This window comes from Acinetobacter sp. MD2 (assembly GCF_035615575.1).
Taxonomy (GTDB): Bacteria; Pseudomonadota; Gammaproteobacteria; order Pseudomonadales; family Moraxellaceae; genus Acinetobacter.
In genome coordinates, this window is sequence record NZ_VTDK01000003.1 from 265,556 (window position 1) to 289,058 (window position 23,503).

The window sequence follows — 23,503 nt, forward strand, 5'->3', positions numbered from 1 at the left end:
TTAAACTAGTTTTTTAAAAAGGCGTCGAAAGAATGGTATATATAAAATATATGCCATTTTTTTTATTACGCTATAGCTAAAAAGAGAAAAAGTAATTTTGACCAATTCTAGCTTTAAAATATAAGTTTTAGGAACAAATTTATTATTTTTCACCAAGGTAATATATGAAGAAAATATTGATAAGATTTCATCTTTTTCTTTACTATTTGCATCCGAATATTTAATAATATCATGTATAAATGATTTACCAAATCTTGGGATTAAATAATCCTTTAGGTAGAATCTACCTCTTAATGGCTCATCCTGAAAACTATTTACAAGTTTCAAAAAATATCTATAACGACTTCTACTCATTTTTATTGAATATGATGTACTATTAGAATGAATACACCAAACATACACTGCATCTTCGATATAATAATGATTATAACCAGCTCTAAAAATTCTTAGAAATAAATCATCATCCTCATACCCCATAAACTGTTCATCAAAACCAGATACTGACGAATATGCTTTTTTACAAATTAATGAAGCAGATGGTAAGATAAACATATCACTTTCAATAAAATCAAAAATATTTAGCTTAGGATGTTTAGAATGCTCATTAATCATCTGACCAAGAACAATACATCCGTTTTCATCTGCTTCTTTACAATCACCATAAACAAAACCAAATAAAGTATCATTTGCAGGAATTGCATCGTATAAAAGCTCTATATGCTGGGGTAAGTAAAAATCATCTTGATCTAAAAAACAAATATAATCTGATTGTGAATGAGTTACACCAAAATTCCTTGCAGACCCCTGCCCACCATTCTCTTTATCTAAAATAGTAAAAGTATATTTTTTTTGTAGAGTATATAATGCATCTTTTTCTTCGGGCGTAGAGCCATCATTAACAACAATGACTTCATTTGCCAAATAAGTCTGCTCAAAAATACTTTTTAAAGCCCGCTCAATCCATTTAGCACCATTATAATAAGCAATGATGACTGCAACAGAAGGTTTTTTAGTTTGCATAATTAACGTCATTAAAAAATCTTATTCTCTTCTTTCATCATTTGAAATGTTGCAGCTAACTTATCTTTATCCGTCAACTTCAACTCCAAACCATTTTCAATCGGCCATTCAATCGCAATATCTGCATCATCCCAAACTATGCTTCTTTCACATTCTTTAGAGTAATAATTTGTGGTTTTATACAAAAACTGCGTATTGTCTTCAAGCGCAATAAAACCATGCGCAAAACCAGCAGGAATCCAAAACTGCTTATGATTTTCACCGGTCAGCTCAACCCCAACCCACTGCCCAAAAGTTTCAGAGTCTTGACGAATATCAACAGCCACATCCCAAGCTCGACCTTGTACCACTCGCACTAGTTTGCCTTGTGCATGCGGATTCAACTGATAGTGCAAACCACGCAATACCCCTTTTTGTGAATAGGAATGATTGTCTTGCACAAACTTCGGAACATCTAAGCCACGTTCAGTTAATGCATTTTCAAAATTCTGTTGGTTAAAACTTTCCATAAACCAACCACGGTCATCTGCAAAAACACGTGGCTCTAGAATCAACAAACCTTTTATTTTAGTTTCAATAATATTCATGACAACAACTCAATCTTAGACGTTATAAAGCACTTTTCTGACATCATTCCAAAAAGGTGCTCACGATATTTAGCTTAATCGCAATCTTAGGCTTTTTCCAAATGCTCTTGGTGTAGCTTCAGTAAATACTGACCATAACCAGTCTTTTTGTAGTATTCACCTTGTGCTTTTAATTGATCCGCATCAATCCAACCATTGTTAAAAGCAATCTCTTCTAAGCTTGCCACTTTTAAACCTTGACGGTGTTCAATGGTTTGTACAAATTGACTGGCTTCAAGCAGTGAGTCATGCGTACCGGTATCTAACCAAGCAAAACCACGCCCAAGTACTTCAACATTTAAACGTTGTTGCTCAAGGTAAACGTTATTTACATCAGTAATTTCTAACTCACCACGGTGTGAGGGTTTAATGTTCTTGGCAATCTCAACTACGCTATTGTCATAGAAATATAAGCCGGTTACAGCATAATTTGATTTCGGTTGCTCAGGTTTTTCTTCAATGCTGAGTGCCTTACCTGAAGCATCAAAGTCAACGACACCAAAACGCTCAGGGTCATTCACATAATAACCAAATACTGTGGCACCAGACTCTTGAGCTGCTGCACGCTTGAGTTGCTGGCCAAAACTTTGACCATAGAAAATATTATCGCCTAATATTAGCGTGACATTGTCTTGACCAATAAATTCTTCACCCAAAATAAAGGCTTGTGCCAAACCATCCGGTGATGGTTGTACTTTATAAGACAGTTTAATGCCAAGCTTTTCACCTGTACCCAATAACTTTTCAAAGTTCGGCAAATCTTCAGGCGTTGAAATAATCAGAATTTCATGAATCCCCGCCAACATCAAAACCGACAATGGATAATAAATCATTGGCTTATCATAAATCGGCAGTAACTGTTTTGAGGTACCCATGGTAATTGGGTATAGGCGTGTACCCGAACCACCAGCGAGAATAATCCCTTTACGGTTTACTTGAGTCATTGAATAATTTCCTCTAAAGCTTGAGTCACACCCACTTTCCAATCCGGCAAATGGAGTTGAAAATTGTGTTGTAATTTATGGGTATTTAAACGTGAATTAAGTGGGCGTTTGGCAGGGGTTGGATAAGCGGTGGTTGCAATCGGATTAACCTGCTTCACCAACAAATCTTGCCCTTTTTGTTGCACAGATGCAAAAATAAACTGTGCATACTCATACCACGAGGTTTCACCTTGCGGTGCAAGGTGATAATGCCCATGCAGTTGTTGCTGTGCTTCACGACTTTGTAATAGGTAAAAACGTAAGGCTTGAGCTGTGACATCCGCAATCAAGGCTGCACCAGTCGGCACCCCTATTTGATCTGCAATAATATTTAACTCTTCACGTGACTGAGCAAGCTTGAGCATGGTTTTAATAAAGTTATGCCCACGGGATGCATAGACCCAACAGGTTCTAAAGTTCAGAAAATCGACGTTGCTTTGCTCGATGGCCACTTCACCCGCACGCTTGGTTTGGGCATAAACACCTATCGGTGCAGTTTGGTCGTCTTCTTGCCAAGCCGTTGTGCCTTCACCACTAAATACATAATCAGTTGAATAATGCACCAACAATGCCTGATGTTTGTGGCATTGCATCGCTAAATGCTTCACAGCCAAATGATTAATTAAATCAGCTTGCTCAACATCAGACTCTGCCTGATCAACCGCAGTATATGCCGTAGCATTTACCACAATATTGGGCTGAATTTGTGCTATAGCCGTTGAAATAGCATCAAAATTTGTAACATCACCACACAAACCAGTGAGCGAATCAATATGCCGATCCAGTGCGATCACGTCACCTAAGGGCTGTAATGCACGTTGCAACTCCCAACCCACTTGGCCATTTTTACCGAGTAATAGTATTTTCATAAATAACTCGGATTACGCCTGTTCTGACTGATATTGTTGCGCGACCCAATTTTGGTATTCACCACTTTGTACGTTGGCCACCCAATCTTGGTGATCTAAATACCATTGCACGGTTTTACGCAAACCGGTTGCAAAGGTTTCTTGTGGCACCCAACCCAAGTCTTGTTTAATTTTAGTTGCATCAATGGCATAACGTAAATCATGCCCTGGACGGTCGGTGACATAGGTAATCAAGTCTTTATACTGTGCCACGCCTTCTGGTTTATTTGGCGCAAGTTCTTCCAGTAACTCACAAATCGCATGCACCACATCTATATTTTGTTGTTCGTTATGCCCACCAATATTATAGGTTTCACCTACTGCTGCTTCAGTCACCACTTGGTATAGTGCACGAGCATGGTCTTCGACATAGAGCCAGTCACGAATCTGCGCACCATTGCCATAAACAGGTAAAGCTTTGCCAGCCAAAGCATTTAAAATCACCAGTGGAATCAATTTTTCTGGGAAATGGTAAGGGCCATAGTTGTTTGAACAATTGGTAATAATGGTCGGTAAACCATAGGTCCGATTCCATGCACGCACTAAATGATCCGAACTGGCTTTACTGGCCGAATAAGGTGAACTTGGCGCATATGGCGTAGTTTCTAAAAATAAATCCTCTGTGCCCTCTAAGTCACCATAAACTTCATCGGTTGAAATATGGTGAAAGCGAAATGCTGTTTTTTTATTTTCTGGGAGTGCATTCCAATAGTGACGAGTCGCTTCTAACAATTGATAAGTACCAATAATATTGGTTTCAACAAAGGCTGCCGAACCAGTAATCGAACGGTCTACATGTGACTCCGCTGCCAAATGCATGATAAGGTCAGGTTGAAAATCAGTGAAAATTTGGTCAAGTGCAGCACGGTCACAAATATCAGTATGTGAAAATTGGTAGTTAGGATTTTTTTCAATCAGTGATAAGGATTCTAAATTACCTGCATAGGTGAGCTTATCGACATTCAATACACTGTTTTGTGTATTTTGAATAATGTGGCGAATAACAGCTGAACCAATAAAACCAGCACCGCCTGTAACTAAAATTTTCATACTTAACTGCACTTATATATTTTATAAAATAACATTTATCTTAAAAGACTTAGAGAAGTCTTTAAGTAAATTCTGAAAGAGTTATATTTTACATAATTTCATGGACCATAGCATATCCTCATTCACCTTTTTCACATCATATTTATCTAATATGATCTGACGCGATGCAGTCGCCATTGTCGTAATCTTACTTGGCTTAGCTATTAAAGCTTGCATAGCTCTTACTAATCCATTCACATCTTCAATCGGCACTTTCAACCCATTATGCCCCTCAACTACAGTTTCCTTACAACCGGGCGCATTGGTCGTAATAATTGCACGTCCCATCGACATCGCTTCTAACACAGAACGCGGAATACCCTCTCGGTATGAAGGCAACACAAAAATATTGGCCTGTTCGATCACAACACGAACATCGTCTAGTTTGCCCCAGTAATGAATCACGCCTTCAGCAATCCATGCATCAAGTTCAGCTTGGCTAATAGCTTTAGGATTTGCATCAATAAAGCCCACCAAATGAAACTCGGCGGCAGGGTACTGCTGTTTGACTTGCCGTGCAGCTGCAATATATTCAAGGATGCCTTTATCTTTTAATAAGCGAGCCACCATTAAAAAAATAGGCTTGGGTTGCTGCTGTTCATCTAAAATTAATGGCACAACTGCAAATTTTTCAACATCCACCCCTGAACCATTCACCACCGCTGTTGGAATATTATTTAAATGACCCAAGCTTTGGATTAAAGCCAAATCATCTGGATTTTGAAAAATAACACGAGAGGCTTTACTTAAAGCAAAATGGAATACTTGATCAAAAATTCTTTTAATATATTTAAAACCACCTTCACGGTTCTCTTGCTGAAAAGCGAATCCTAAACCACTCAATAATAGATAACGTTCAGGCACTTTGGCAAAATAAGCCGCGATGCTGCCATACATTACCGGCTTAATGGTGTAACTAAGCACTTTTTGCGGCTGAATTTGTTTTAAAATTCGGTATAAATCTAAAATTGTTTTCGTGTCTGCAATAGGATTAGTGCCCATTTTTTGCATTGAAAAGGCATGTAATTGAAAGCCCAGTTTTTGAAAATGTGCTTGATCTTTAGGAAAATCTGCAATATTCGGCGCAAGAATATGTACGGCATAACCTTGTGCGGCAATCTCATTTAACAGATCACCACGGAAATTTCTTACGCTATGTAAATCATTCGAAATAATACAAAATTTCATGAATTATTTTGCCGCACCTTGTAAATGTTGCACATACCAAGGCATCGCTTGCGCAATACCTTGGGCAATATCAAAGGCAGGTGCATAACCCAATAAAGTGGCAATTTTAGAAATATCTGCTTGAGAATGACGCACATCACCGGCACGAAAATCACGGTAAACCGCATTTTGGGTATAGGTGACTGCATTTTTTGCCAAAGTGTCTGTTAACATCGCAAATAACTGATTTAAATTGGTTCTTCCACCAACGGCCACATTATAAATTTGATTGAGCGCTGCACTATTTTCTGTGGTTGCAGCCAATAAATTGGCCTGTACTGCATTGTCGATATAGTTAAAGTCACGACTGGTTGAACCATCACCATTAATATAGACAGTTTGATTTTGAATCATCGCCGCAGTCCACTTTGGAATCACCGCAGCATAAGCACCATCTGGCGTTTGGCGTTTACCAAAAATATTAAAGTAACGTAGCCCTATCGAATTAAAGCCATAACAACGCTGAAATACATTGGCATACAGTTCATTAACGTACTTTGTCACCGCATAAGGCGACAGTGGATTACCAATGTTCGGTTCTTGTTTAGGTAATGCAGGATGATCGCCATAGGTCGAACTACTCGCTGCATAAACAAAGTTTTGGACTTTGGCATCTTTGGCTGCAACGAGCATATTTAAAAAGCCATCAATATTTGAGGCATTGGTGGCAATTGGGTCTTCAATTGAACGCGGTACCGAACCAAGTGCGGCTTGATGCAGTACATAATTCACGTCGGTACAGGCAGTTTTGCAATCCTCTAAATTTCGAATATCCCCTTGGATAAATTTAAAATTTTGCCATTGTTCAGGCGCTACACTCGCCTGCACTTCATCTAAGTTGTGCTGAAAACCAGTGGAAAAGTTGTCTAAACCAACCACTTTTTGATTTAATTTTAATAAAGTTTCAAGTAAATTTGAGCCAATAAAACCCGCCACGCCTGTAATTAACCACGTTTTTGGTTGGCGTTGCAGTTGCTCACAACACTGTTGATATTGGCTCATGTTTAACTTCTCTACTTTGCTTGACGATACAATGCTAACCACTGCTGTAACATCTGTTGCATCGAATACTGTGCAATGATGCGCTGTCGATTTTGCTTACCCAATTGGGCACTTTGATCTTTAGATAATTGTAACGCTTTTTCAAGGCTGCTGCTGAGCATTTCAGTATTTTGTACCTCGACCAACCATTCAGGTTGTGCCAAGACTTCTTTAACACCACCACAGTCAGTTGCCACCACCACACGTTCACAGCTCATGGCTTCAGCTACAACGAGACCAAAACCTTCCCAAGCCGATGCTAAAACAAACACATCTGCCATCGACAACAGTTCTGCCACATCTTGTCTTGCACCCAAAAAGTGAATGTTCGACGCTAACCCCAATTGCTGAGCCTGTTGTTGTAATTGGCTACGCTGTTCGCCATCTCCCACAATAAACAATTGTGCTTGCGAAAATTTTGTTTGCAACAAAGCAAATGCCGCAATTAAATTCGGATAATCTTTGGCTGCCATTAAGCGCCCCACCGCCATCAACACAGGTGTATCATCTGTAAGTGAAAAACTGTGGCGTAATTGCTGCCGCGCAAGCGCAGAAAATTGAAATTTTTGCGTATCAATACCGTTACTTACCGCGATTGATTTTTTAGCAGAAAATGCTTTTTGCGCAATAAAAAAAGCGGTCGCTTCTTCACTCACATTGGTGTTGATATCACTCAAACGGTCGGTCATGCGATATAAAAATTGACGTAATTGACCACCAATGGCTTTACTGTGTGCGGTAGAAATTAAATACGGAATTTGCAGATTAGTTCTTAATAACCGCGCAAATATAATGGCATGAAACATATGCGCATGGACGACATCGGGTTGAAAGCGTTGTAACAACTGCTTCATTGCTTGCCGACTGTGCATCACATTGGCAATACCATGAAAACCTAAATCAATCAGTTCAATTGCGCTTTGTTCAGGTCGAACAATCACCTCGCCTTTTAAATAGGCAATTTTAACTTGATGCCCCGCCAAAAAAAGTTGATCCGCCAAATTGGTCACTACTTTTTCTGCCCCACCCAAGCCTAAACCTGTAATTAAAAATAGAATTTTCATATTTTTCTCTTAGGTCTGTGCAAATAACTGCTGCCATTGTTGCACAATATTTTGGGCTGAATAATCTGCAACATGCCGTTGGTTTTCTTGTGCAATTTCGGCATAAGTAAGGCGATTTAAGCCCATCATCTGCTCTAAGCCTGCTGCCAACGCCAAACTCTTTTCAGGCTCAATCAATACATTTTGGCTACCTTTTAAAATCTCACGCGGGCCAATCGGGCAATCAAAGCTCACAATCGGCAAACCAAAACTTAAGGCTTCAAGTAGCACCATGCCAAACCCTTCAAAACGTGAGCTTAAACAATAAATGGTTGCACGTTGGTATTCTTTAGCAATTTCAGGCGTTGCCGCTACCCATTCAACACTGTGAGCTATCTTTAAATCAATGGCTTGTTGTTTTAAGGCATATTCTTGTGTGCCACTCCCCACAATCTTTAAAGTCCAATCAGGATAAGACGTTAGAACCTGTTGCCATGCGGTTAATAATAAATCAAAGCCTTTTTCAGGACGCAAGCGCCCTACTGCAAGCACAGTTTTCGCTGCTTGAGTTGGCAAAGTCGCTGCAACAGCAAAAGGCGATGGATTGGCGATAGCTAGCAGTTTCGCCTGAATTTTTGCCATGCCCTGTTGCCATAATTGCACATCTTGCTCGGTTAAGGTCACAACTGCATCACAATAACGCGCCGCTAAACTTCGCCCGAGACGGCGCAACTTTAGCCCTAAATCAACATTAAAGTTAAAATGTTCCCAACAAATATGCTGCACCTTTAAACCAATTAATGCAGGCACAGTAAAAACGCAGGAAATACTATCGACCACCACCAAATGTTGAATATGATGCTGTTTTACAAATTGGCGAGTTTTAACCATGGTGGCAAGAAAGTGCCGTTTCATCGACACAGCATGTGGATGCAAAGCATAATTCTCAACCCGTTCATCTAAAGCAAAAAATGGCTTTTCACCTTGCGCTAAATTTAAAATACAGACTTGCTCGCCGTGTTCTACCAATGTATTGGCCACTAAAGTGGTGACACGTTCTGTTCCACCCGATAGGTTTAAGTTACCAATCAAAAAGCAAATTTTGCCACTCATTTTTTTAAACCTAAACGGCGCACGCTACGGTCAAACAATAAAAACCACACGCCATACTTTAAAAATAAACGATTACCCCGATTCCGTAGTACATCCGCTTGAATTTTTTGCTGTTGAATTTGCGTTTTTAATGCACCCCAACGGCGCTGTGCCGCGGCAACACCATCGACATTCAGCACATCCATAATGTGCGACTGACTAATTGCAATTAAACTTGCAGCAAGCTCGGGGTGCTGTGCCAAGTGTTTTAAATAAAATACAGGAACACCGCCCAAGTCATCAATATTTTTGCGCGACTTGGTTGCGGTAATGCCTGTTGGATTAATGCGATAATTGATTAAAACTTCAGGGCTAAAATATGCAGTTTGTGCTGCAAAAAATAGAAACGGCGTGGTGTAAGCATCTTCATAATTTTTGCCAACAGGAAAGCGAATATGCCCAAACAAACTCGTTTTATAGACCCGCAGCCATGCAAACCACGCCGAACGATTCGAAAGCTCAAGCAAAATATCACGGTCGATTCCATGCAAACCTTGCTTTGACATCGGGTGCAGAAAAGGAATTTTGTTGCCTGCATCATCTACCCGCTGCACGGCAAATTGAATAATGTCGGCGTTACTTTCAATCCCTTGAAAAATTTGGGCAAAATAATTTTGGTTAAGGTAATCATCCGAATCTAAAAAGGCAACATATTCACCTTTGGCCTCTGCAATGCCCGTATTACGTGCGCCACTTAAGCCCTGATTTTTTTGCTGAACCACTTTAAATTGGCGACGTACATCATCGGGCTGCTGCTGTAAAAAGCGCTTGGCTTTGGCAATCGCTTGATCGGGACTACCATCATCAACAATAATAATTTCGACATTTTTATACGGTAACTGCTGACAAATACTCGCTAAGCATTGCTCGATATAGCGTTCAACATTATAAACAGGGATGATCAAGCTTAGCTTCATCGGCATTTTCTCAGCGTTTGAAATAGGTGGACGGTTTAAAAATACGAATATGCGTATCTAAAATTAAACCGCGCTTATAAAAGTAATTAAATAGGGTTAAAGATAAAATTTCAGTGGCTAAAATGGCAAAAATTGCCCCATATAATGCAAAATAATGAATCGCTAAAAAGGTTATCACCACATTGAATGCCACCAAGAGCATGGTTTTATGATGTAAATAATCATAAGCATTAAATTTGATTAAATACTTTTCCGCCACGGTCGACATACCCGAGAACAAGGTCACAAACACAGCAATCACCAGTAAATCATTGACTTGCTGATAAGCTGCACCATATAGCCACGCAATAATCCAATGCCCAAACAGTGCAAAAAACACCGCTGCGCTCGATGCGATCACAATTACCATTAAATTTAAGCGTGCCACCATATTTTGGCTGCGTTCAAAATCTTTTTCGGCATAAATTTGGGTTAAAAAAGACGAAATAAAGGCATTCAACACAAAATAAAAACTACTGCCCAGCGTCATCGCCACCGAATAAATGCCTAAATCGTGCTGCGACTTCATGCCTAAAAATAGCTGTGAAGTTTTGGTAAAAATCGCAATCGATAAGGTATATAACACCAATTTACGCCCAACTCTCAGTACATAGCCACGGTAATGGGCTAATTTTGCGCCCATTTTTTGTGGATTGGACAGTTGTTTGCGCTGAAAAATGACGCGGCGCATTAAAAAGGGTACTAAGGCAACCAACACAATCGGTAAGCTTAAATAGCTGACAGGAAGCTGTAATTTTGCAATCAAGAATCGCACCGTTAAGCTGACTAAAATCGCCACCACATTACACATGGTGTTAAATTTTGACTGTAACGTGGCATTAAAATATAGGCTATAGGCAGTATCGTGCAGGGAAAAATAGACGCCAATACACGCTGCCACCGAAAAAATAAAGGTCAGTGCATCAACCGTTAAATATAAATACAGCAACACCGCACTGGCAAAAAAGGCAAAAAAGACATTACGTAACGCACGGCTGGCATAAATTAAATGCTCACCTGTTTTACGGTTCTGACTGGTTTTTTGAAAAATTAAATTGTCTGAACCAAATAACGCTAGTGTTTGCACAATCGCAAAAATGGAGGTGGCAAAGGTAAGCTTACCAAAATTGGCTGGGCCGATATAACGCGCCACAAACGAGGTCACAAAGATTAAACCAAAAATGGACAACAGCTTTTCAGCCATCATCCATAGTGAGTTAAAATAAACTTTTTTAGACATAGTACAGCTTACAAGCGAATATCAACGCTGTCTTTATCGAGCACATATTTTAAATCATATAACACAAAATTGGCTTTACAGAGTTTGGCAATATCTTCCCGGCTTAACGCTTTAAATTGATGATGTGCCACAGCCAACACCACTGCATCGTAATAATGCTGTTTTAATTCAGTGCTTAATTCCAAATTATATTCGTGTTTAACTTCGGCAGCATCCACCCACGGATCATAAATATCGGCTTGAATGTGATATTCCTGCAACTCGTGAATGATGTCGATAATACGGGTATTACGAATATCAGGGCAGTTTTCTTTAAAGCTTAAGCCCAATACCAAAACTTTTGCGCCTTCAACCTGAATGCGTTTTTTCAGCATGGTTTTGACCAATTGAGTCACCACGTAGGCACCCATGCCATCATTTAAACGGCGGCCTGCCAAAATAATTTCAGGATGATAACCAATCGCTTGCGCTTTATGGGTTAAATAGTACGGGTCAACCCCAATACAATGCCCGCCAACCAAGCCCGGACGAAACGGTAAAAAGTTCCATTTGGTACCTGCCGCTTTTAATACATCTTCGGTATCGATGCCCATTTTATTAAAAATCAGCGCCAACTCATTAATTAAGGCAATGTTGACATCACGCTGCGTGTTTTCAATCACTTTGGCTGCTTCAGCAACTTTAATACTTGGCGCTTTATGCGTGCCTGCAACAATAATCCGTTGATACACCGCATCGACAAAGTCGGCAATTTCAGGGGTTGAGCCTGAGGTAATTTTTAAAATATTGGTGACACGATGTTCTTTATCACCCGGATTAATCCGTTCTGGGCTATAACCTGCATAAAAATCTTGGTTAAAGACCAAGCCTGATTTTTTTTCAAGCACAGGAATACAAACTTCTTCCGTTGCCCCTGGGTACACGGTCGACTCATACACCACGATATCGCCTTTTTTTAATACTTTAGCGATGCTTTCAGATGCTTTAATTAATGGCGTTAAATCGGGTTGTTTTGAGTCATCAATTGGTGTTGGAACAGTCACAACAAAGAAATTACACGCTTTTAAATCCTCAATTTGGGTGGTGTAACTTAAATGCTGCGCTTGTTGTAATTCTTCAGCTGAGGTTTCAAGGGTATGATCTTGACCATTTTTGAGCTCATCAATGCGTTTTTGCTGAATATCAAAACCAACCGTTGCAATCGTTTTACCAAATTCGACCGCAAGTGGCAGTCCCACATAGCCTAAACCGACAATCGCGATTTTAAGTTGATCTTGTTGCAACATAAACAGTCCGACCCTAAACAATGAATAAAAAAAGGCACAATCAATCTGTTTAATCATAACAGAAATGGCTATTTTTGTTCGGATAAAAACAGACAAAGCGACACGCAACTTTTACATGCGTTACAGTTTTAAAACATGTTTTATCTCTTTCATCTACAGCTTTGTCTGAAAATATTTGAAGGTTTGGTTACAATACGTTATATGCTAATCAATGCAGTTGTAGGCTATACCTACAGCTTATTTTTACGATAAATTAATTTGGACATCTCGACCCATGAGTAAAGCGTTACCCGTTGCGATTGCGGTTATTTTAGGTGGTGCAGCCCTTGTTCCTATCTATTATGCCACTCAACACCCTGCTTCAAGCGATAAAAAAGAGCTTTCAACCAAACCTGTTGATGTGATCAGCTATGTAGAAGGCTATAAAGTTGGTGCACAAATGCCAGCAGATGTCGCAACGGATCATTTTGCTGATGGTGTCCGTGACGGTCAAAAACACGACAAACCTGCGTATAACGATGAACAATTGAAACAAGCATTTATTGCCTACCAAAAAGAAATGCAAAACAAAACCAATTCTTTACAAGAGTTGAATAAAACCTTCTTGGCAAATAATGCAAAAAAACCGGGCATTAAAACCACTGCTTCAGGCCTACAATATCAAGTGTTAAAAGAAGGTACAGGCAAACAGCCTACAGTTAATTCGACTGTAAAAGTGAATTACGAAGGTAAATTAGCCGATGGCACTGTTTTTGACAGCAGCTTTAAACGTAATGAGCCAGTTGAATTCCCATTACAAAATGTCATTCCTGGTTGGAAAGAAGGCATTCCACTGATGAAAGAAGGTGGCAGTATCATGTTATATGTGCCTGCAAACCTTGCTTATGGTGAACAAGGCAATCAAGCCATTCCACCAAACAGTGTGCTGATTTTTAAAGTTGACTTGCTTCAAGTTAAATAAAATGAGCATTATGGCGCGCTTAAAAACGCGCCATAATGCATTTTAAGGATAATGCATAATGAAAAGAATACTTGGACTATCCTCGCTGCTGATTTGCTCTAGCCTTTGGGCAACACCACAAAGCCATGACGCTCACACCACGACTGCTCTATCGCCTGTTCAAGTCAATGCAATAAGTGGCGCAAAATTTCTTGCCCGAAATGCACATAATCCCAATATCAAGACCACTCCATCAGGTTTACAGTATCAAATTTTAAAACAAGGTACAGGTAAAAAACCAACGCTCAATTCGACCATCACAGTTGACTATGAAGGAAAATTAATCGATGGTACGGTTTTTGACAGCAGCTTTAAACGGCATGAGCCAATTGAATTTCCACTCAAAAATGTGATTACAGGTTGGCAAGAAGGTATCCCTTTGATTAAAGAAGGTGGCAGTATCATGCTGTATATCCCTGCAAAATTGGCTTATGGTGCAGAAGACAATGTGTCTATTCCGCCAAACAGCGTTTTAATTTTTAAAGTCAATTTACTTCGTGTCAAATAAATCCCTATAGTATAGAAACTGTTAATCCCCCATTATTTAGGATCGCGATAATGAAAAAAACGCTTAGCTTAAGCCTTGCCCTAGTTTGTTTCACATCAACTGCGTGGGCCGCACCAAGCATTAATTCAAAAAGCTCAATGAACGATCAAGCCAGTTATAGTTTTGGTTTTTTATTGGGTAAAAATAATATCGATGCGATTAAAGGACTCAATTTAGAGGCCTTCACCCAAGGGCTAGGTGCTGCTGCGAGTAATCAAACCCCAGCACTGTCTGAACAACAAATGGGCAATGCCTTAACTGAATATAAAAAACAAGCTGAAGCCCGCGATTTACAAAGCCATCAGCAACAAGCACAAGTCAATGCCAAAGATGGCGCAGCATTCTTAGCTGAAAATGCAAAAAAACCGGGTGTCATTACCACAGCTTCAGGCTTACAGTACCAAGTATTAAAAGCAGGTACAGGCAAAAGCCCGAAAAAAACCAATAATGTAACCGTAAATTATGAAGGTCGCCTGATTGATGGTACAGTTTTTGACAGTTCTTTTGCACGCCAGCAACCCGCAGATTTTGGTGTAAGCCAAGTGGTAGCAGGCTTTGCTGAAGGCTTACAAACCATGAAAGAAGGTGGCACAACGCGTTTCTTTATTCCCGCAAAATTAGGCTATGGTGAAATTGGTGCAGGTGATGCGATTGGCCCCAATAGCACCTTAATTTTTGATGTAGAACTGCTGAAAGTTAAATAAGCGATTCTTCTCTCAAATTTCTTGCTTAAACGAGCAAAAAATAGAAAACTCTTGCGATAAAAAAAGCCTCTGATGAGGCTTTTTATTTATTCGTGTTTTAAATGACGTGGTCTAAAGCCCGTTAACAACAAGCCAATACCATAAGCAATTGCACCAACCACACACAATCCAACTAATTCAATAATTTTCATCCATGTCGAAAGTTCGGCATTGTATAAATGTAAGCCATACGCCAAGGCTGCCACCATACACAGATTCGCAATTGCATACTGTACAAAAATTTTCTTCCAATGTGCACCAAAACGGTAAATATCACGTTTATGCAAGTAGTAATACAACATGCCCGCATTAACAAAAGCTGAACCTGAAGATGCAATTCCCAGTGCCATGTGCTGTGCATCCCAATGAATAAGCTTAAAGAAGCTAATAAAAATAACGTTTAAAATGGCATTGGCAGCAACCGCCATTAAACCCACACGTACCGGTGTTTTGGTGTCTTGCTGCGCATAAAATCCCGGTGCAAAAACCTTAATCAGCATAAAGGCCAGCACGCCACCACTCATACATTGCAGCGCCAAAGCCGTCATGTGGGTATCTTCAGCACTAAACTCACCACGTTGAAACAAGGTTTGAATAATGGGTGTAGACAGCATAAAGAGTGCTAGACTCGCAGGCACACCCACTAAAATAATCACGCGCGCGGCCCAATCAATCATGCCACGAAAACGTGTTAAATCTTGCTCGGCATGACGTGCCGAAAGCGAAGGTAAAATCACCGTACCAATCGCAACACCAATTAAACCTAGTGGCAACTCTGTCATACGTTCGGCACTATATAACCACGACACCGAACCACTTTGCATGAACGATGCCCAAATGGTATTAAGTAGCAAATTAATTTGCGTCACCGATACCCCGAATAAAGCAGGCAGCATCAATTTTAAAATTCGCTCAACCCCTTCGTGCTTGAAGTCGATGCGAGGTGGTATCAGCAATTTTTTACGCCAAAGTTCAGGGATTTGTAAGGCAAGTTGAATTACCCCTGCGGCAAGCACTGCCCAGCCTAATGCCATAATGGGTTGTGCCATATATGGCGTGAGCCACCATGCGCCTGCAATCATAATCACATTGAGTAAAACAGGTGAAAATGCAGGGCTTAAAAATGAACCATAACTATTTAAAATACTGCTTGCAAATGCCGTTAACGACATAAACATTAAATAAGGAATTGTTAGACGAAACATCTGCACGGCTTGGTCAAATTTGGCAGGATCGCCATGAAAGCCGGGTGCGTAGATGTAAACAATGGCCGGAGCAATAATCATCGCCAATAAGGTAATGCTCGACATCACCGCAAGCAAACAGCCAAACACGCGGCTAATTAAAATTTGCACTTCGGCATGCACGCGCCCCGAACGATATTCGGTTAAAACAGGAATAAATGCTTGTGAAAATGCGCCTTCGGCAAATAAACGCCGAAAGAAATTCGGAATCCGAAAGGCCACCACAAAGACGTCAAATTCCTTGCCAGCACCAAATACATTGAGCAATACCATATCTCGAACTAAGCCGAGCACTCGAGACAACATGGTCATTGCACTCACGATAAAAGTCGATCGCCACAGCGCCATCGCTTACACCTAAGTCAAACTTGAAGTGGCTAGTTTAAAGAAAACTAAACTTAATTTCGTTAATTATTCTTCAATTTATGTTTTTTCTTTGTTGAGCAGGCCTCGAAAGTAATTCCAATCAAAGTACACACCAGGGTCGGTCTTACGTTGAGGCGCAATATCCGAATGACCTGTAATGTGCTGTAAAATGCTTGGGTAGGTTTGCTGTAATGCGGCAACTACGCTTGCAAGTGATTGATATTGAATCTCTGTAAAGGCTTGATCATCTGATCCTTCAAGCTCAATCCCAATCGAATAATCATTACATTCAGGCTTACCCAAATAACTCGAACGCCCTGCATGCCATGCCCGATCATTCAAATTTACAAATTGCAGCACTTCACCGGTACGTAAAATTAAAACATGTGCCGACACTTGCATGCCTTCAATGGTTTTAAAATACGGATGTGCGTTCCAATCCAGCTGATTTTGAAAAAATTGCTGAATATAACCACCACCAAATTGATTCGGCGGTAAACTAATATTATGAATCACCACCAATTGAATTACGGTTTCTTTGGGACGTTGGTTAAAATTGGGCGATGGTATAAATTGAGCACCCAATAACATGCCTTGTTGTACGCTAAATACCGATTTTTCGGGCATGTTTTGCTCCATTAAATAATCATTCTAAGCAATTATAGCCTTGTTCATTCGGCTACAGTGTTGCTTTGCATGTACTTACATTATTTTTTCAAGACAGTTTTTACTTTTACAGCCACAACGATTAACATGCCCATTCACTCGACTGCATGATCATCGTTATGGATCAATATTCTCCATTTAAAGGCAAAACTGGATTGCAACGCATTTTGAATGCGACAGGTTATTCGATGGCAGGCTTTAAATCTGCGTTTCGTCACGAAGCCGCATTTCGTCAAATTGTTTTGCTTAATATTGTGTTGTTGCCCATTAATTTATATTTAAATTTAACTAAAATTGAACATTTACTGTTAATTTTAGTCGGCTTATTGGCGCTGATTGTTGAATTATTTAACTCTGCCATTGAGGCAGTGGTCGATCGAGTTTCTTTAGAAAAACATCCTTTAGCTAAAAATGCCAAAGATATGGGCAGTGCGGCACAATTTGTTGCTTTAAGCATCATTGCCATCACTTGGGCTATGATTTTACTGTTTTAAAAATAGAAAAAGGCTTTCTAAAAAGCCTTTTTCACATTTTTCAAGCAATTTTGTTGTGAATTTACCAACCGAGTGCTTGCTGCTGTTTTGTAATTAATTCTTTAATGCCTTTTTCTGCCAGTGCTAACATGGCATCGTTTTGGCTACGGGTAAACGGTTTGTCTTCGGCTGTACCTTGGATTTCAATAAATTCGCCGGCTTGCGTCATCACCACGTTTAAATCGGTTTGGCAGTTTGAATCTTCTTCATAGCACAAATCAAGCAACGCTTCATCTTGATAAATTCCAACCGAAATTGCCGCAACCAAGCCTTTTAACGGATCTTGTTTAATTTTCTTTTGTTCAAGCAACACGTTCATTGCATCAATTAATGCAACCGCCGCGCCAGTAATAGACGCTGTACGTGTACCGCCATCGGCTTGAATCACATCACAATCCAAAGTAATGGTGTTTTCACCCAATTTTTTTAAATCGACCATGGCACGTAAGCTACGACCAATTAAACGCTGAATTTCTTGGGTACGCCCTGTTTGTTTACCACGTGCCGCTTCACGGTCACAACGTGAATGGGTTGAACGTGGCAACATACCATATTCAGCTGTCACCCACCCTTGGCCTTTACCTTTTAAAAAGCGCGGTACACTGTTGTCGATACTTGCCGTACATAACACTTTGGTATGGCCAAATTCAACTAAAACAGAACCTTCTGCATAACGGGTATAGTTACGGGTAATCTTAATTTCACGTAATTGGTCTAATGCTCGTTGGTCAAGACGCATAAATTTTTCTCGTGGGTGACTGCAAATTGCGGCCAATTATAGCAGAAAAGCACAGCGCTTGCGGGCAAGCTGGCATTTCGTCACTAGCATCGTTAAATCAGGCTAGGTACACTAAACCCCTCTATTGATGGTCGAGATCGCCCATGTCGATTCGTGCCGAACGAAAACTACAAAGTCAGCATGCCATACTCGAAACAGTACTCAGCCTAAATTATGCTGGGCAGAATTTCAGCAGTATGAGTTTGCGCCAATTGGCACGCGATGTCGGTATTGTACCGAGTGCGTTGTATCGCTATTTTCAAAATAAAGAGGCTTTAGCTGCGGCCTTAATTGACCATGTCGCTTTTGTGATTAAAAGTGATTTAAATTTAATGATCAATTGTTGCAATGAAACGCCATCCAATACTGCAATAGACCGTTTTTTTCAACAAGCCTCACAGCATGCACGCTATTGGCACTTTTTTATTGCCGAGCGTTGGGGTGGTTTTACGGTATTACAGGAAAAAATTGAACAAGAAATTACCGATTTAACCGACAATTTTGCCCAAAGGTTAATGCGGAAAATGACTTTTCCTACACAGCAGACACCGCATACTTTAGCAGCCGTACTCATCCCCTTATTTTTTACATGGATTATGCAATGGCTCACCTGCCAAAAAAAAGTAATGTCCGAAATTGCACAAAAAAACTACTTAGACCAAGTAAAATCACAACTCATTTTGTTAATTGCAGTCACAGAAGGTTAATTGATGCAAAAAATAAATGAAAAAACACCAGAACAAGAACAACAAAAAGAACCCGAAGGCTGCTTAGCTTCATTGTTCAGTTGCATATTAGAAGCGGTAATTACCATCTTTCTGACGGGTAGCATTTATGGACTATACCTAATGATAGGGATGGCAGCGGCATGGTTACTGCTGCCCTATTTAGCCTTCATTTATTATTTTTTTGGCGGCAAAAAGTAAAAAAGGAGCAAATGCTCCTTCTTTATTATCACCACACTTATTTTGCTTTACGTTCTTGATTCACCAAGTAATTTAAAACTTGGGTCACTTTACCGTCTTCCCCTTGAATTAAATATTTACCATTCACAACAACAGCAGGAACACCTGTTAATTGGTACTGCGCCGCGAGTTTATTTGACTCAGCCACTTTGGTGCTTACTGCAAATGAATTGTAGGCTGCGTTAAATTTACTTTCAGGCACACCATATTTGGTAAAGAACTGTGCCGCAGAAGCTTGGTCAAAAATTTGTTGATTTTGTAAATGAATCGCATCGAACAAAGCCAAATGAGTACGTTTGCGTACACCTAATTGCTCAGATGCGTAATAGGTACGCGCGCCAGATTCCCAAACAGGATTCATTGCCGCAGGTGAACGTACAAAATTCACATCTTTTGGCATAGCTTTTAACCATGTTTGCATATAAGGTTCTAATTTAAAGCAATGCGGGCAGCCGTACCAAAAAAACTCACGCACTTCGACTTTGCCTGGTGTCGTGATTTTGGTTGGATTTTTTAAAATCGTATAATCTTTGCCAGCCACAAAGTTCTCTGCCATTGCGCTTGCAGAACATGCCATGATTGCCGCTGCCAAACCGTGCATTACAAGTTTTTTCATGGATTTGATATCCTGATTAAAAATTTTTGATTATCTTATCGCAACACTATAAATCATCCATAGAAAAAGCGTCTGTTTTATGTGAACTTTTTTACAGCTTTTATCGCTTTTTTTGTAGGAACAGCTACACTAACCGCTATTGAAAAAAACAACGCTATATTGGGTGAAAGTCATGTCACAGTTGAATGTTGATCCACAAGAAATTGCAAAATTTGAAGCACTGGCAGAAAAATGGTGGGATCTGCATTCAGAATTTAAGCCATTGCATCAAATCAATCCATTACGTTTAAATTGGATTGACGAACATGTGGGCGGCTTAACTGGCAAAAAAGTGTTGGATGTCGGCTGTGGCGGCGGCATTTTAGCCGAAAGCATGGCGCGCCGAGGTGCAGATGTGCTTGGCATTGATATGGGGGCAGCACCACTTGCTGTGGCAACATTACACGCCCAACAGCATGAAATTGCAAATATTCAATACCAACAAATTCCAGTCGAGCAATTAGCCGAACAACACGCGGGTCAATACGATGTAGTGACTTGCATGGAAATGTTAGAACATGTGCCCGATCCTGCTTCGATTATTCAAGCCTGCCAACGCTTAGTCAAACCGAATGGTCATGTTTTCTTCTCTACCATTAACCGTAATCCTAAAGCTTATTTATTTGCCATTGTTGGCGCAGAATATGTGCTGCGCATGTTGCCTAAAGGTACGCACGACTACCATAAATTCATTCGTCCCTCGGAACTTGCACACGACATTCGCACAGCAGGTTTAAAACTTGAAGCTATGACCGGTTTACATTACAACCCGCTCACCAAACATTATTGGCTGGCACCAAATGTCGATGTTAATTACATGGTATATACCCGCAATTGAGGTTTGAAATGAAAGCGGTTTTATTTGATTTAGATGGTACGCTCATTGACACTGCTGCTGATTTTATTCGGATTATTCAACAAATGTGCCGCGATGAACAACGCGATGTGGTTGATGCCGAGCAAATTCGCATGCAAGTGTCTGAAGGCGCACGCGCGATGGTTAAATTGGTTTATCCTGAGCTGAATATGGACGATGCAACTTTTTTAGCACATCGACAGCGCTTTTTAGATTTGTATCAACAAAATATTGTGGTCGATACCGACCTATTTGCAGGGATGTATCCACTGCTTGAAATGCTCGAACAACAGCAAATTCCATGGGGAATTGTCACCAACAAACCGCGTGGTCTAACCGAATTGTTGTTGGATAAGCTGAATTTAACTGAACGCTGTGCCGTTTTGGTCTGCCCTGAAGATGTCACCCATACTAAACCCGCCCCTGAACCGATGTTTTTGGCGGCAAAACAATTAAACCTTGCCGCAGAAGAGATTATTTATGTCGGTGATCACCCTCGGGATATCGATGCAGGACGACATGCGAAGATGTATACTATCTTAGCGGCTTACGGTTATTTACCTACCGAACATCGACATGACCTCAATACATGGCAAGCGGATTGCATTATTGAGACTGTGCCACAATTACAACAAGTGCTGGCACACAAACTGTCATAATTAAGAGCAATAAATCGAAAAAACAGGAGGTTTTAAAAATGAAGTATTCAGAATATCAACCTCGTCCTGATTTATTAAAGGACAAAATTATTCTCATTACTGGGGCGGGCGATGGTATCGGACGGGCTGCTGCCATCAGCTATGCCTTACATGGTGCAACTGTGGTCTTACATGGTCGCAGCTTAAATAAACTTGAAGTCATTTACGATGAAATTGAAAGTTTAGGCGCGCCAAAACCTGCCATTTTACCACTACAACTTTCAACCGCATCTTCACGCGAATATGAACATTTGGTCGATATGCTTGAGCGCCAGTTTGGTCGCTTAGATGGCATTTTACACAATGCCGGTGTGCTTGGTGAACGCGTTGCCCTTGCCGATTATCCGCTTGAAGCATGGGATGAAGTGATGGCCGTGAATTTACGTGCCCCGTTTGTGATGACGCAAGCACTGTTGCCATTACTGAAAAAATCTGCAAGCGCCTCGGTTATTTTTGCAAGTTCTGGCGTTGGACGTGAAGCACGGGCACTTTGGGGCGCATATTCCATTTCAAAAATTGCACTTGAAGGCATGAACCAAATTTTTGCTGCCGAAAACAGTTTTCCCAATATTCGCTATAACTGTATTAATCCAGGTGCAACCCGTACCGCGATGCGTGCCAAAGCCTTCCCTCAAGAAGACCCACTCAGCCTACCAACAGCAGAGAAACTCATGCCTGCTTATTTATATTTAATGGGCGATGACAGCTTAAATATGAATGGCGCGAGCATTAATGCACAAGATTAATCCCTAGCCCCACCCAAATTGATGCTGCAATTTGGGCACCTAGAAGGAATAAATCTCCATATAAACATCATTCAACACCTTCCGACTGATTCTATGTTTGTTTTAAAAAATACTGTCATGATCTTCACTGTTTCTCTGCATTTATTTTATACAGTATTACCACCCCATTTATGCAGGGTTAAAACCTTTGAAGGTGTCGAATGAAGCAATTTCTGATTTTAATCCTCATGAGCTTCAGTACATATTTATTTTGCTCGGTTGCACAGGCAGAGCCACCAGCTCAGGGAAATTTTTCCCCTAATTTTGCTCATAGATTTGATGCAGATGATACGATACATGGCCCCGATAACATACGACCCAATTTTCATAATAATTTGTTTGAAAATTTGCAAGAACGACGTCGCCAACGCGAAGAGCTTGGTTTTCGGCGCTTAAAAGAAATGAAGTGGCAAAAGGGCTATACCATGCCACAACATTATCGTGGTGATAGCTACAAAGTTGACTATACCAACTACAACTTACCTCGTCCTGAACGTAATCAGCAGTGGTACAAAGTCAATAACGATTATTTACTGATCGACTCTAGCAACAACACCATTGTAGACAGCAAATAAAAAGCACCCGAAGGTGCTTTTCTATTTTATATGCTATTTATAAAAGCTGAATGCTTTGCTGCCCCGCAGGCGTTACTTTAAAGATTTCAACTTCAAAGCTAATATTTTTACCTGCCAATGGATGATTAAAATCCACCTCGGTAATATCCGCATCGACACTTTTTACCACGCCAAATAAACTGGCTTTGGCTTTATCTTCAAATTCGATCATATGCCCAACGACAGGCAATTGCTCAAATTTGATTGTATCAAATTTTTGGATATTTTCAGGGTTCCACTCACCAAAGGCTTCTTCAGGTGGTAAATGTACGGTACGACGATCACCCGCACGCAGACCAAATAACGCTTTCTCAAAACCAAGTAATAAATTTCCATCACCAATGGTTAAGCTAACAGGTGCTTCACGACTACGGGTGTTATCAATTTCCACACCATTTTCAATGGCAACAGAAAAATGTAACGCGACCGTTGAACCGTCACTAATCCGAATTTCTTCGGTAGGATGAATGATATCAAGCATC

At 40.3% G+C, this 23,503-nt stretch carries 26 protein-coding genes and 1 pseudogene; 10 read left to right on the forward strand and 17 right to left on the reverse strand.

Translation table 11 applies throughout. The annotated features are described in order from the left end of the window. The 12 genes from FXN70_RS06280 to tviB all read right to left on the reverse strand — a co-directional run bounded on the left by FXN70_RS06280 (position 1) and on the right by tviB (position 12,571). Positions 1-1,032 (reverse strand): glycosyltransferase family A protein, encoded by a 1,032-nt coding sequence (locus tag FXN70_RS06280; protein ID WP_324646611.1) that lies wholly within the window; start codon positions 1,030-1,032, stop codon positions 1-3. Further along, complete coding sequence (gene rfbC / locus FXN70_RS06285; protein ID WP_324646612.1) at positions 1,032-1,607, reverse strand: dTDP-4-dehydrorhamnose 3,5-epimerase; 576 nt, start codon at positions 1,605-1,607, stop codon at positions 1,032-1,034. Before rfbC ends, FXN70_RS06280 begins: the two co-directional genes overlap by 1 nt. An 86-nt stretch (positions 1,608-1,693) precedes the next feature. Next, a complete protein-coding gene (gene rfbA, locus FXN70_RS06290; RefSeq protein ID WP_324646613.1) occupies positions 1,694-2,590 on the reverse strand; it encodes a glucose-1-phosphate thymidylyltransferase RfbA in 897 nt (298 codons plus the stop codon). Then, positions 2,587-3,498, reverse strand: coding sequence for a dTDP-4-dehydrorhamnose reductase (rfbD, locus tag FXN70_RS06295; RefSeq protein ID WP_324646614.1), 912 nt, complete (start codon positions 3,496-3,498; stop codon positions 2,587-2,589). The genes rfbA and rfbD overlap by 4 nt, the downstream gene beginning before the upstream one ends. Before the next feature lie 12 nt (positions 3,499-3,510). Beyond that, the gene (gene rfbB, locus FXN70_RS06300; protein WP_324646615.1) at positions 3,511-4,587 is read right to left on the reverse strand and encodes a dTDP-glucose 4,6-dehydratase; all 1,077 of its coding nucleotides are present in this window, start codon (positions 4,585-4,587) and stop codon (positions 3,511-3,513) included. A gap of 81 nt (positions 4,588-4,668) precedes the next feature. Then, complete coding sequence (locus FXN70_RS06305) at positions 4,669-5,814, reverse strand: glycosyltransferase family 4 protein (RefSeq protein WP_324646616.1); 1,146 nt, start codon at positions 5,812-5,814, stop codon at positions 4,669-4,671. 3 nt (positions 5,815-5,817) lie between these two features. After that, a complete protein-coding gene (locus tag FXN70_RS06310; RefSeq protein ID WP_324646617.1) occupies positions 5,818-6,855 on the reverse strand; it encodes an NAD-dependent epimerase/dehydratase family protein in 1,038 nt (345 codons plus the stop codon). A gap of 11 nt (positions 6,856-6,866) precedes the next feature. After that, entirely contained in the window at positions 6,867-7,958 is a 1,092-nt protein-coding gene (locus FXN70_RS06315) for a glycosyltransferase (RefSeq protein ID WP_324646618.1), read from the reverse strand. A gap of 9 nt (positions 7,959-7,967) precedes the next feature. Then, positions 7,968-9,050: a glycosyltransferase family 4 protein gene (locus FXN70_RS06320; protein WP_324646619.1), complete on the reverse strand. Its 1,083-nt coding sequence runs from the start codon at positions 9,048-9,050 to the stop codon at positions 7,968-7,970. Beyond that, positions 9,047-10,006, reverse strand: a complete 960-nt coding sequence (locus FXN70_RS06325; protein ID WP_324646620.1) for a glycosyltransferase family A protein — start codon at positions 10,004-10,006, stop codon at positions 9,047-9,049. The genes FXN70_RS06320 and FXN70_RS06325 overlap by 4 nt, the downstream gene beginning before the upstream one ends. Before the next feature lie 10 nt (positions 10,007-10,016). Beyond that, positions 10,017-11,285 carry an oligosaccharide flippase family protein gene (locus tag FXN70_RS06330; protein WP_324646621.1) on the reverse strand — a complete coding sequence of 423 codons (1,269 nt, stop codon included), beginning with the start codon at positions 11,283-11,285 and terminating at the stop codon, positions 10,017-10,019. Between the two features lie 8 nt (positions 11,286-11,293). Continuing rightward, positions 11,294-12,571 carry a Vi polysaccharide biosynthesis UDP-N-acetylglucosamine C-6 dehydrogenase TviB gene (tviB, locus tag FXN70_RS06335; protein WP_324646622.1) on the reverse strand — a complete coding sequence of 426 codons (1,278 nt, stop codon included), beginning with the start codon at positions 12,569-12,571 and terminating at the stop codon, positions 11,294-11,296. 274 nt (positions 12,572-12,845) lie between these two features. On the opposite strand from tviB, the gene FXN70_RS06340 reads away from it, so the two are divergent. The 3 genes and pseudogenes from FXN70_RS06340 to FXN70_RS06350 all read left to right on the forward strand — a co-directional run bounded on the left by FXN70_RS06340 (position 12,846) and on the right by FXN70_RS06350 (position 14,822). Next, positions 12,846-13,532 (forward strand): FKBP-type peptidyl-prolyl cis-trans isomerase, encoded by a 687-nt coding sequence (locus FXN70_RS06340; protein WP_324646623.1) that lies wholly within the window; start codon positions 12,846-12,848, stop codon positions 13,530-13,532. A gap of 148 nt (positions 13,533-13,680) precedes the next feature. Then, positions 13,681-14,079: pseudogene (locus FXN70_RS06345) on the forward strand (FKBP-type peptidyl-prolyl cis-trans isomerase); the annotation flags it as partial. A 50-nt stretch (positions 14,080-14,129) separates the two neighbouring features. Beyond that, positions 14,130-14,822, forward strand: a complete 693-nt coding sequence (locus tag FXN70_RS06350) for an FKBP-type peptidyl-prolyl cis-trans isomerase (protein ID WP_324646624.1) — start codon at positions 14,130-14,132, stop codon at positions 14,820-14,822. An 86-nt stretch (positions 14,823-14,908) separates the two neighbouring features. On the opposite strand, the gene murJ is transcribed toward FXN70_RS06350, so the two are convergent. Next, positions 14,909-16,453 (reverse strand): murein biosynthesis integral membrane protein MurJ, encoded by a 1,545-nt coding sequence (gene murJ, locus FXN70_RS06355; protein WP_324646625.1) that lies wholly within the window; start codon positions 16,451-16,453, stop codon positions 14,909-14,911. Positions 16,454-16,528: 75 nt separating this feature from the next. After that, positions 16,529-17,098, reverse strand: a complete 570-nt coding sequence (gene ampD, locus FXN70_RS06360; protein WP_324646626.1) for a 1,6-anhydro-N-acetylmuramyl-L-alanine amidase AmpD — start codon at positions 17,096-17,098, stop codon at positions 16,529-16,531. 158 nt (positions 17,099-17,256) lie between these two features. Between ampD and FXN70_RS06365 the strand changes: the two genes are divergently transcribed. Next, on the forward strand, positions 17,257-17,631 hold the full coding sequence (locus tag FXN70_RS06365; RefSeq protein ID WP_324646627.1) for a diacylglycerol kinase: 375 nt from the start codon (positions 17,257-17,259) through the stop codon (positions 17,629-17,631). Positions 17,632-17,692: 61 nt separating this feature from the next. On the opposite strand, the gene rph is transcribed toward FXN70_RS06365, so the two are convergent. Further along, a complete protein-coding gene (gene rph, locus FXN70_RS06370; RefSeq protein ID WP_324646628.1) occupies positions 17,693-18,409 on the reverse strand; it encodes a ribonuclease PH in 717 nt (238 codons plus the stop codon). A gap of 143 nt (positions 18,410-18,552) precedes the next feature. Between rph and FXN70_RS06375 the strand changes: the two genes are divergently transcribed. Then, complete coding sequence (locus tag FXN70_RS06375) at positions 18,553-19,155, forward strand: TetR/AcrR family transcriptional regulator (RefSeq protein WP_324646629.1); 603 nt, start codon at positions 18,553-18,555, stop codon at positions 19,153-19,155. Positions 19,156-19,158: 3 nt separating this feature from the next. Continuing rightward, a complete protein-coding gene (locus tag FXN70_RS06380) occupies positions 19,159-19,374 on the forward strand; it encodes a hypothetical protein (protein WP_324646630.1) in 216 nt (71 codons plus the stop codon). Positions 19,375-19,411: 37 nt separating this feature from the next. Here the strand turns inward: FXN70_RS06380 and FXN70_RS06385 are convergent, their stop codons facing one another. After that, on the reverse strand, positions 19,412-20,029 hold the full coding sequence (locus FXN70_RS06385) for a thiol:disulfide interchange protein DsbA/DsbL (protein WP_324646631.1): 618 nt from the start codon (positions 20,027-20,029) through the stop codon (positions 19,412-19,414). A 172-nt stretch (positions 20,030-20,201) separates the two neighbouring features. On the opposite strand from FXN70_RS06385, the gene ubiG reads away from it, so the two are divergent. The 4 genes from ubiG (at position 20,202) to FXN70_RS06405 (ending at position 22,982) form a co-directional block, all read left to right on the forward strand. Further along, on the forward strand, positions 20,202-20,906 hold the full coding sequence (ubiG, locus tag FXN70_RS06390) for a bifunctional 2-polyprenyl-6-hydroxyphenol methylase/3-demethylubiquinol 3-O-methyltransferase UbiG (RefSeq protein WP_324646632.1): 705 nt from the start codon (positions 20,202-20,204) through the stop codon (positions 20,904-20,906). A gap of 8 nt (positions 20,907-20,914) precedes the next feature. Continuing rightward, entirely contained in the window at positions 20,915-21,583 is a 669-nt protein-coding gene (locus FXN70_RS06395) for an HAD-IA family hydrolase (protein WP_324646633.1), read from the forward strand. Positions 21,584-21,621: 38 nt separating this feature from the next. Then, positions 21,622-22,368 (forward strand): YciK family oxidoreductase, encoded by a 747-nt coding sequence (locus FXN70_RS06400; RefSeq protein ID WP_324646634.1) that lies wholly within the window; start codon positions 21,622-21,624, stop codon positions 22,366-22,368. 200 nt (positions 22,369-22,568) lie between these two features. After that, entirely contained in the window at positions 22,569-22,982 is a 414-nt protein-coding gene (locus FXN70_RS06405; RefSeq protein WP_324646635.1) for an RcnB family protein, read from the forward strand. A 37-nt stretch (positions 22,983-23,019) separates the two neighbouring features. Here the strand turns inward: FXN70_RS06405 and FXN70_RS06410 are convergent, their stop codons facing one another. Beyond that, positions 23,020-23,502, reverse strand: coding sequence for a peptidylprolyl isomerase (locus FXN70_RS06410; protein ID WP_324646636.1), 483 nt, complete (start codon positions 23,500-23,502; stop codon positions 23,020-23,022). Between the last annotated feature and the right edge of the window lies 1 nt (position 23,503).

Coding starts and splice junctions, on each gene's coding strand:
- FXN70_RS06400 (WP_324646634.1), top strand. CDS start 21,622: ATGAAGTATTCAGAATATCAACCTCGTCCTGATTTATTAAAGGACAAA.
- ampD (WP_324646626.1), bottom strand. CDS start 17,098: ATGCCCGAAAAATCGGTATTTAGCGTACAACAAGGCATGTTATTGGGT.
- FXN70_RS06320 (WP_324646619.1), bottom strand. CDS start 9,050: ATGAGTGGCAAAATTTGCTTTTTGATTGGTAACTTAAACCTATCGGGT.
- rph (WP_324646628.1), bottom strand. CDS start 18,409: ATGCGTCTTGACCAACGAGCATTAGACCAATTACGTGAAATTAAGATT.
- FXN70_RS06305 (WP_324646616.1), bottom strand. CDS start 5,814: ATGAAATTTTGTATTATTTCGAATGATTTACATAGCGTAAGAAATTTC.
- FXN70_RS06410 (WP_324646636.1), bottom strand. CDS start 23,502: ATGCTTGATATCATTCATCCTACCGAAGAAATTCGGATTAGTGACGGT.
- rfbB (WP_324646615.1), bottom strand. CDS start 4,587: ATGAAAATTTTAGTTACAGGCGGTGCTGGTTTTATTGGTTCAGCTGTT.
- FXN70_RS06375 (WP_324646629.1), top strand. CDS start 18,553: ATGTCGATTCGTGCCGAACGAAAACTACAAAGTCAGCATGCCATACTC.
- rfbA (WP_324646613.1), bottom strand. CDS start 2,590: ATGACTCAAGTAAACCGTAAAGGGATTATTCTCGCTGGTGGTTCGGGT.
- tviB (WP_324646622.1), bottom strand. CDS start 12,571: ATGTTGCAACAAGATCAACTTAAAATCGCGATTGTCGGTTTAGGCTAT.
- FXN70_RS06310 (WP_324646617.1), bottom strand. CDS start 6,855: ATGAGCCAATATCAACAGTGTTGTGAGCAACTGCAACGCCAACCAAAA.
- FXN70_RS06385 (WP_324646631.1), bottom strand. CDS start 20,029: ATGAAAAAACTTGTAATGCACGGTTTGGCAGCGGCAATCATGGCATGT.
- rfbD (WP_324646614.1), bottom strand. CDS start 3,498: ATGAAAATACTATTACTCGGTAAAAATGGCCAAGTGGGTTGGGAGTTG.
- FXN70_RS06280 (WP_324646611.1), bottom strand. CDS start 1,032: ATGACGTTAATTATGCAAACTAAAAAACCTTCTGTTGCAGTCATCATT.
- FXN70_RS06340 (WP_324646623.1), top strand. CDS start 12,846: ATGAGTAAAGCGTTACCCGTTGCGATTGCGGTTATTTTAGGTGGTGCA.
- FXN70_RS06315 (WP_324646618.1), bottom strand. CDS start 7,958: ATGAAAATTCTATTTTTAATTACAGGTTTAGGCTTGGGTGGGGCAGAA.
- FXN70_RS06325 (WP_324646620.1), bottom strand. CDS start 10,006: ATGAAGCTAAGCTTGATCATCCCTGTTTATAATGTTGAACGCTATATC.
- rfbC (WP_324646612.1), bottom strand. CDS start 1,607: ATGAATATTATTGAAACTAAAATAAAAGGTTTGTTGATTCTAGAGCCA.
- FXN70_RS06365 (WP_324646627.1), top strand. CDS start 17,257: ATGGATCAATATTCTCCATTTAAAGGCAAAACTGGATTGCAACGCATT.
- FXN70_RS06350 (WP_324646624.1), top strand. CDS start 14,130: ATGAAAAAAACGCTTAGCTTAAGCCTTGCCCTAGTTTGTTTCACATCA.
- FXN70_RS06330 (WP_324646621.1), bottom strand. CDS start 11,285: ATGTCTAAAAAAGTTTATTTTAACTCACTATGGATGATGGCTGAAAAG.
- FXN70_RS06405 (WP_324646635.1), top strand. CDS start 22,569: ATGAAGCAATTTCTGATTTTAATCCTCATGAGCTTCAGTACATATTTA.
- FXN70_RS06395 (WP_324646633.1), top strand. CDS start 20,915: ATGAAAGCGGTTTTATTTGATTTAGATGGTACGCTCATTGACACTGCT.
- FXN70_RS06380 (WP_324646630.1), top strand. CDS start 19,159: ATGCAAAAAATAAATGAAAAAACACCAGAACAAGAACAACAAAAAGAA.
- ubiG (WP_324646632.1), top strand. CDS start 20,202: ATGTCACAGTTGAATGTTGATCCACAAGAAATTGCAAAATTTGAAGCA.
- murJ (WP_324646625.1), bottom strand. CDS start 16,453: ATGGCGCTGTGGCGATCGACTTTTATCGTGAGTGCAATGACCATGTTG.